The sequence below is a fragment of the Lipingzhangella rawalii genome (assembly GCF_031628175.1).
In the GTDB taxonomy this organism is placed as follows: domain Bacteria; phylum Actinomycetota; class Actinomycetes; order Streptosporangiales; family Streptosporangiaceae; genus Lipingzhangella_A; species Lipingzhangella_A rawalii.
Window position 1 is genome coordinate 651,517 of sequence record NZ_JAVLVT010000003.1, and the last position, 6,969, is coordinate 658,485.

Sequence of the window (6,969 nt, forward strand, 5' to 3'; positions counted from 1 at the left end):
GGTGTCGAGAGCCGGCCGGCTGCCCGGGGTGTGACGTGGCACCCTGGACTGCGGGAGTTGTGTTGCCCGAGGGGAGCTGTTAGACGTGCGGATGATGCGCGGACTGGAGGAAGTTCCGCGGGACTGGGGACGCTCGGTCGTGACGATCGGGGTCTTCGACGGCGTGCACCGGGGGCACCAGACCATACTCGACCGGGCCGTGGCCGCCGGGCGGGCGCGGGATCTGCCCGTGGTCGTGGTGACCTTCGAACCACATCCGGACACCGTGGTGCGGGGTGTACCGCATCCCCCAGTGCTGACCCCGCCCGCGCGCAAGGCCGAACTCCTGGGGCAGTGCGGTGCCGATGCCGTGTGCGTGTTGCCGTTCACCACGGAGTTCTCCACGTTGTCGCCCGACGACTTCGTGCAGCGGGTCCTCGTGGACCGGTTTCAGGCGGCCGTCGTGGTGGTTGGGGAGAACTTCCGGTTCGGACACAAGGCGGCGGGTGACCTCGACACCCTGCATAACCTCGGGGGAAAGTACGACTTCACGGCGGAGGGCGTCCGGTTGTTGGCCGACGCGGACACCATCACCTCGACCCTCATTCGCCGCTACATCGCCGAAGGAAACCTGCCCGCGGCCAGCGGCGAGCTGGGGCGGTGGCACCGGGTCGAAGGCGTTGTGGTGCGTGGGGCACAGCGGGGACGGGGGTTGGGGTTTCCCACGGCCAATGTGCAGCCCGCCGAGCACAGCGCGGTTCCAGCGGACGGAGTGTATGGCGGGTGGCTGGAGCTCAGGGAGGCCGCTGTCCCGGATGGCACCTCGGGCCAGGAGTTCCGGTGGCCCGCCGCCATCTCCGTGGGTAGTAATCCAACCTTCGCCGGGGAACACACCTCGGTCGAGGCGTACGCCCTGGACCGGGACGATCTGGAGCTGTACGACGCTCGGGTCGCCGTGGACTTCGTGGATCGGATCCGGTCCACAGTGCGCTTTGACAGTGTCGCCGAGCTCATTTCCGAGATGGAACGCGATGTTGAACGGGCACGCGCGATGACGGCTCGGGCCACGGTCGGGGAGTGACGGCACAGCCGACGCGGCGGTAGTGGTGGTGCGGACCGTGTACGCTGGTTGCGGCCCGGGCTGACCTGGCCTGGCTCTCACCCCGGCGTTGTGCCGCAGGCCCGTTGTGGTGAGGATTGGCCCCGGCGACTGTGGGTGCGCATGGTTGTCGGGACCTCACGTGCGCCGTCCCTAGAGACGGCGCGATTGTCGCGTGCCATACATGAGTGAAGGAGTGCCGTGTCGATCGACACTGCCACGAAGCAGAAGATCATTTCCGAGTTCGCCACCTCCGAGGGCGACACCGGATCCCCGGATGTCCAGGTTGCAATCCTGACGCACCGGATCACCGAGCTTACCGAGCACCTCAAGACGCATAAGCACGACCACCACAGCCGCCGTGGGCTGCTGTTGATGGTGGGGCGGCGGCGTCGGCTGCTCCAGTACATCGCGAAGAAGGACATCGCGCGGTACCGTCGGCTGATCGAACGGCTGGGTATTCGCCGCTAGGACACGGTAAGGGAGTGGCCTCGGGCCGCTCCCTTACTTAATACTGTAACTGTGGTGTCGCACAGCGCTCCCGGAGCCCGCGGAGGCTGTCGCTCCATACCGCCGTGCCCGCATGCGGCACGACAATCTAAGAGAAACTCCCGCGCCGCACCCACGGCCGCGCGTCGAGGCCGGTCCTCGGTAGTGGCCCCCGGCCGGTCCCATGGACCCGCCGCGGGCTTCGATCGATGACCGGCCGTCGCAGATCACCGCATTCGGTGATTGGGACGCTTTGCGCGCGTTGTGGTCACCACGGAAGTCGGTGGGCGCTCCGGGGACCGGCCAGGAACCGATCCTCGAAAGCCGCCGCTACCAGGAGTGACCACTGGGCCCAGGCGGTGTGCGGGACCAGTACGAACCCGTAAGGAGGCCCCTGATGGAGGGCGCTTATTCCACCGAGGCCGTCATTGACAATGGCAGTTTCGGTACCCGTACCGTCCGTTTCGAGACCGGCCGGCTGGCCCGCCTCGCCGCTGGCTCCGCCACCGTGTATCTCGACGACGAGACCATGGTGCTGTCCGCGACGACCGCATCGCGCAAGCCCAAGGAACAGCTCGACTTCTTTCCGCTGACCGTCGACGTCGAGGAGAGGATGTATGCCGCGGGCCGCATTCCCGGCTCGTTCTTCCGTCGCGAGGGCCGGCCCTCGGAGGACGCCATCCTCACCTGTCGGCTCATCGACCGGCCGCTGCGTCCTTCGTTCACCGACGGACTGCGTAACGAGATCCAGATCGTAGAAACGATCATGGCGCTGCACCCGGAGCACCTCTACGACGTGGTGGCGATCAATGCCGCGTCGATGTCCACCCAGCTCGCGGGCCTGCCGTTCTCCGGCCCGATCGGCGGCACCCGGATGGCGCTGATCCGGGGCCAGTGGGTGGCTTTCCCGACACACACCGAGTTGCAGGAGGCCACCTTCGACATGGTGGTCGCCGGGCGTGTGCTCGACGACGGTGACGTCGCGATCATGATGGTGGAGGCGGAGTCCACGCCGAACACCCTGCAACTGGTCGCCGACGGTGCCGTCGCCCCCACCGAGGAGACGGTGACCGAGGGTCTGGAGGCAGCCAAGCCGTTCATCAAGGTGCTGTGCTCGGCCCAGCAGGCCCTGGCCGACCAGGCGGCTCGCGAGACCGAGGAGTACCCGGTCTTCGTGGAGTACACCTCCGAGGTCTACGACGCCGTGTCCGCGGCGGTTCGCGAGGAGCTCGCCGCTGCTCTGACCATCACCGACAAGGAGGAGCGCGAGACCGAGACCGAGCGGGTCAAGGGGATTGCCGCCCAGAAACTCGCCGAGGATTTCGAGGGGCGCGAGAAGGAGGTCGGCGCTGCTTTCCGCTCGCTGACCAAGCAGCTGATGCGCGAGCGCATCGTCCGCGACGAGATCCGGATCGACGGTCGGGGACCACGCGATATCCGTCAGCTGGTGGCCGAGGCCGGAGTGCTGCCACGCGTGCACGGCTCGGCGCTCTTCGAGCGTGGAGACACCCAGATCCTCGGGGTCACCACGCTGAACATGCTCCGCATGGAGCAGTTCGTGGACACGCTCAATCCGGAGCGCACCAAGCGCTACATGCACAACTACAACATGCCGCCGTACTCGACCGGTGAGACCGGGCGAGTGGGCTCGCCCAAGCGTCGCGAGATCGGACACGGCGCCTTGGCCGAGCGGGCCATCCTGCCGGTTCTACCCTCCCGGGAGGAGTTCCCCTACGCGATTCGGCAGGTTTCCGAGGCGGTGGGTTCGAACGGCTCCACCTCCATGGGTTCGGTCTGTGCCTCCACGATGGCCCTGATGAACGCCGGTGTTCCGCTCAAGGACATGGTCGCCGGGATTGCCATGGGGCTGATCAGTGAGGGTGGTTCCCACATCACGCTGACTGACATCCTCGGGGCGGAAGACGCCTTCGGTGACATGGACTTCAAGGTCGCCGGGACCCGAGAGCTGATCACGGCGCTCCAGCTGGACACCAAGCTGGACGGGATCCCGGCATCGGTACTCGCCTCGGCGCTCCAGCAGGCCAAGGGTGCGCGACTGGCCATTCTGGACGTGATGAGCGAGGCCATCTCCACACCCGGCGAGATGCACCCCACGGCTCCGCGTGTGCTCACCGTCAGCATTCCGGTGGACAAGATCGGAGAGGTCATCGGCCCCAAGGGCAAGATGATCAACCAGATCCAGGAGGACACCGGCGCCGACATCACCATCGAGGACGACGGAACCATCTACATCGGTTCCGCCGACGGCCCGTCGGCCGAGGCCGCGCGGGACACGATCAACGGCATCGCGAATCCGACGATGCCCGAGGTCGGAGACCGCTACCTCGGCACCGTGGTCAAGGTCGCCGCTTTCGGGGCGTTTATCTCCCTGCTTCCCGGCAAGGACGGGCTGCTGCACATTTCGCAGATCCGTAAGCTGCACGGTGGCCAGCGCATCGAGAACCTCGAGGACGTTGTCAGCATCGGCGAGAAGATCCAGGTGGAGATCCGCGAGATCGACGACCGGGGCAAGCTGTCCCTCGTGCCGGTAGAGGTGCTGGAGCAGGAGGCGACCGCCGCGGAGTCAACCGACACCGAGGGAACCGACGAGGCTCAGGGAACCGACGAGGAGGCCGACTCCGCCTCCGAAGAGAGCAACAGTGGCGGTTCGCGGCGGCGTCGTCGTAGCCGGGGAAGCCGTAACAGCGAGAACACCTGAGGCCAGCTGACGGCGGGCTGTGTGGAGACCAGTGCGTGCACAGCCCGCCGCGGCGGCTCCGCACGCGCACAACCCACGAAACGTGGAGGGACGTAGGTACGTGATCGCAGCCGAGCAGGAACCGGGAAGCACCCAGCGTCTCGTGGACGCCGATGCCGGGAGCGGGGCCGTGCATCGCACCGTGTTGCCTGGAGGGCTCCGCGTGGTCACCGAGGCGGTGCCGGCACTGCGCTCGGTGGCGTTCGGCGTCACCGCGGACACCGGTTCCCGGGACGAGGACACCACGCACGCCGGGGCGGCGCACTTCTTGGAACACCTGCTGTTCAAGGGGACCCGCCGCCGCAACGCCCAGGAGATTTCGGCGCTCATGGATGGTGTGGGTGCGGACCACAACGCGTTCACCACCAAGGAGCAGACCACCTTCTATGCCAAGTCCCTGGATGAGGACCTGCCCCTGGCGATCGACGTGGTCAGTGACATGATCACCTCCTCGGTCCTGGACGAGACCGAGGTGGAGACCGAGCGTGGGGTCATCCTCGAAGAGATCGCGATGTATGAGGACGAGCCGAGTGAACTTGTCGATGACGTGTTCGCGGCGCGGTTCTTCGGGGAGATCCCCCTGGGTCGTCCCATCCTCGGGACCAGGGAAACCATCGGGGCACTGAGCCGGGAGCGGATCCGGGAACAGTACGCCAACTGCTATGTTCCGGCGAATCTGGTCGTGTCCGCCGCTGGCAATCTGGATCACGAGCAAGTGGTGGATTGGGTCGCGGCCGCTTTCGACGAGCAGTTGCGCGCCGCCGGTGACGCGCGCCCGGCACCACCCCGAATCGGGGGAGCCCCGGTGGAGACCCACCCGGGGGCCGCACTACTCTCCCGGGACACCGAGCAGGCGCACCTCCTGTTGGGTGGATCGGGGGTGAGCCACACCGACGAGCGTCGCCACGCCCTGCGTGTGCTGACCTGTGTGCTCGGGGGCGGCCCGTCCTCCCGTCTGTTCCAGGAAGTTCGGGAACGGCGGGGCCTGGCCTACGCCGTGCACGGCTTCACGTCCTGCTACGCGGATGCGGGACTGTTCCAGGTCTATGTGGGCTGCCTCCCGGACAAGATCGACGAGGTACTGTCCGTCTGCCGCGCGGAGCTCGCCGATGTCGCCGCACACGGGGTGGCCGAGGGGGAGCTCGCCCGAGCCAAGGGCCAGCTGCGCGGTTCCCAGGTGTTGGGCACCGAAGGGGCGAGTGCGCGAATGAGTCGTCTCACCACCCACGAGCTGAGCCATCCCCGGCACTACTCCCTGGCCGAGGATCTCGCATTGCTGGACGCGGTCACCCAGGCCGACGTCCGGCGGGTGGCGGCCGACATCCTGACCCGGCCCGAGGCGCTGGCGGTGATCGGGCCGTTCCCGGAAGGGCGGACGTTCTGAGTACCGCGAGCACCAACCCCGGCGTCGCTGCCACCACCGACACCAGCGGGAGCCGCTACGCCCTACTGGTGCCGCCCGCGGCGAACCGCGTGTACGCGGCCACGGCCACCCGGCTCACCGAAGCAGAACTCGGGGTGCTGAACAGCACGGTGTTCGCCGGGCGCCTGTCGGACATCGGGCAGGCCAGCATTGGCGGGGTCACCTACGTCACCTTCGCCGTTGCGGACGGCAGCGAACTCACCGCCAGCGAGGTGGCGTTCCTCGGCAACCTCTCCTCGGGCTACGCCCTGTTCCGGGTTGTGGATGGGCAGCTGCTGGCGCCGGTCCAGCTGAGCCGACTGGACCGCTACGACGACGACCTGATCACGATCCAGAAGTACCAGGGCAAGACCAACGAGCACTTCACGAAACTGATGCTGAACGTTGCCGTGTGGTCGTCGGCGTTCGGGCCGCGGATGCTGGAGCGTCGGCTGCGGGTCATGGACCCGATGTGCGGCCGAGGCACCACCCTCAACCAGGCTGTCATGTACGGCTTCGACGCCGCCGGCCTGGACCACGACAAGAAAGACTTCGACACCTACACCGCGTTCCTCAAGACCTGGCTGCGCCGTAAACGTCTCAAGCACCAGGTGGATACCGGCCCGGTGCGTGCACACGGCAAGGTCGTGGGGCACCGGACACACGCCGAGTTCGCCGCCAGCCGGGAGGAGTACAAGGCCGGGGATGTCCAGCAGCTCACGGTGGTGGCAGCGGACACCACCCGGGCACTCGACTTCTACCGGCAGGGCGAGTTCGACGTGGTGGTTGCCGACGCTCCCTACGGGATCCAGCACGGTAGCCGCAGTGACCGCCAGGGTCTGCGCCGCGACCCCGGGGAGCTGTTGTCCGCGGCCGTTCCGGTCTGGGCGCGGCTGCTGCGCCGCGGCGGAGCCATGGCGATCTCGTGGAACACCTACGTGGCCAAACGCGCGGACCTGGTCACGATCCTGGACCGGGCCGGCCTGGAGGTGTGCGGGGACGTTCCGTACGGACAGTTCGAGCACTGGGTGGACCAGGCGATCACCCGGGACCTGGTGGTGGCCCGCAAACCGGACTAGGGAGTGTTTCTTGAACGCTTTCGGATGAGGGAGTGGCTCTCCAGGGCGAGGTCTCGCAAGCCGATGTGCGAAAGGCATCCTGGTTTGGCTGTGTGAGCACATCGGCGCAGCGCGCGTCGTCCTGGGAGACGCGAGCCCGAAATGGTTCACGAAACAGGACCTA

General features: G+C 67.2%; 5 protein-coding genes. All 5 read left to right on the top strand.

What is annotated here, in order from left to right:
* Window positions 1-85: 85 nt before the first annotated feature.
* The 5 genes from RIF23_RS09670 to RIF23_RS09690 all read left to right on the top strand — a co-directional run bounded on the left by RIF23_RS09670 (window position 86) and on the right by RIF23_RS09690 (window position 6,806).
* Entirely contained in the window at window positions 86-1,060 is a 975-nt protein-coding gene (locus RIF23_RS09670) for a bifunctional riboflavin kinase/FAD synthetase (protein WP_310912068.1), read from the top strand.
* A 219-nt stretch (window positions 1,061-1,279) separates the two neighbouring features.
* Window positions 1,280-1,549, top strand: coding sequence for a 30S ribosomal protein S15 (rpsO, locus tag RIF23_RS09675; RefSeq protein WP_310912069.1), 270 nt, complete (start codon window positions 1,280-1,282; stop codon window positions 1,547-1,549).
* Between the two features lie 415 nt (window positions 1,550-1,964).
* Window positions 1,965-4,286, top strand: a complete 2,322-nt coding sequence (locus RIF23_RS09680) for a polyribonucleotide nucleotidyltransferase (RefSeq protein ID WP_310912070.1) — start codon at window positions 1,965-1,967, stop codon at window positions 4,284-4,286.
* A 100-nt stretch (window positions 4,287-4,386) separates the two neighbouring features.
* Entirely contained in the window at window positions 4,387-5,709 is a 1,323-nt protein-coding gene (locus RIF23_RS09685) for a M16 family metallopeptidase (RefSeq protein ID WP_310912129.1), read from the top strand.
* A gap of 89 nt (window positions 5,710-5,798) precedes the next feature.
* Entirely contained in the window at window positions 5,799-6,806 is a 1,008-nt protein-coding gene (locus tag RIF23_RS09690; RefSeq protein WP_310912071.1) for a TRM11 family SAM-dependent methyltransferase, read from the top strand.
* Window positions 6,807-6,969 lie beyond the last annotated feature (163 nt).

What these genes read in the sequence shown, in the direction of transcription:
- RIF23_RS09680 (WP_310912070.1), top strand. Translation starts at nt 1,965, where the DNA reads ATGGAGGGCGCTTATTCCACCGAGGCCGTCATTGACAATGGCAGTTTC.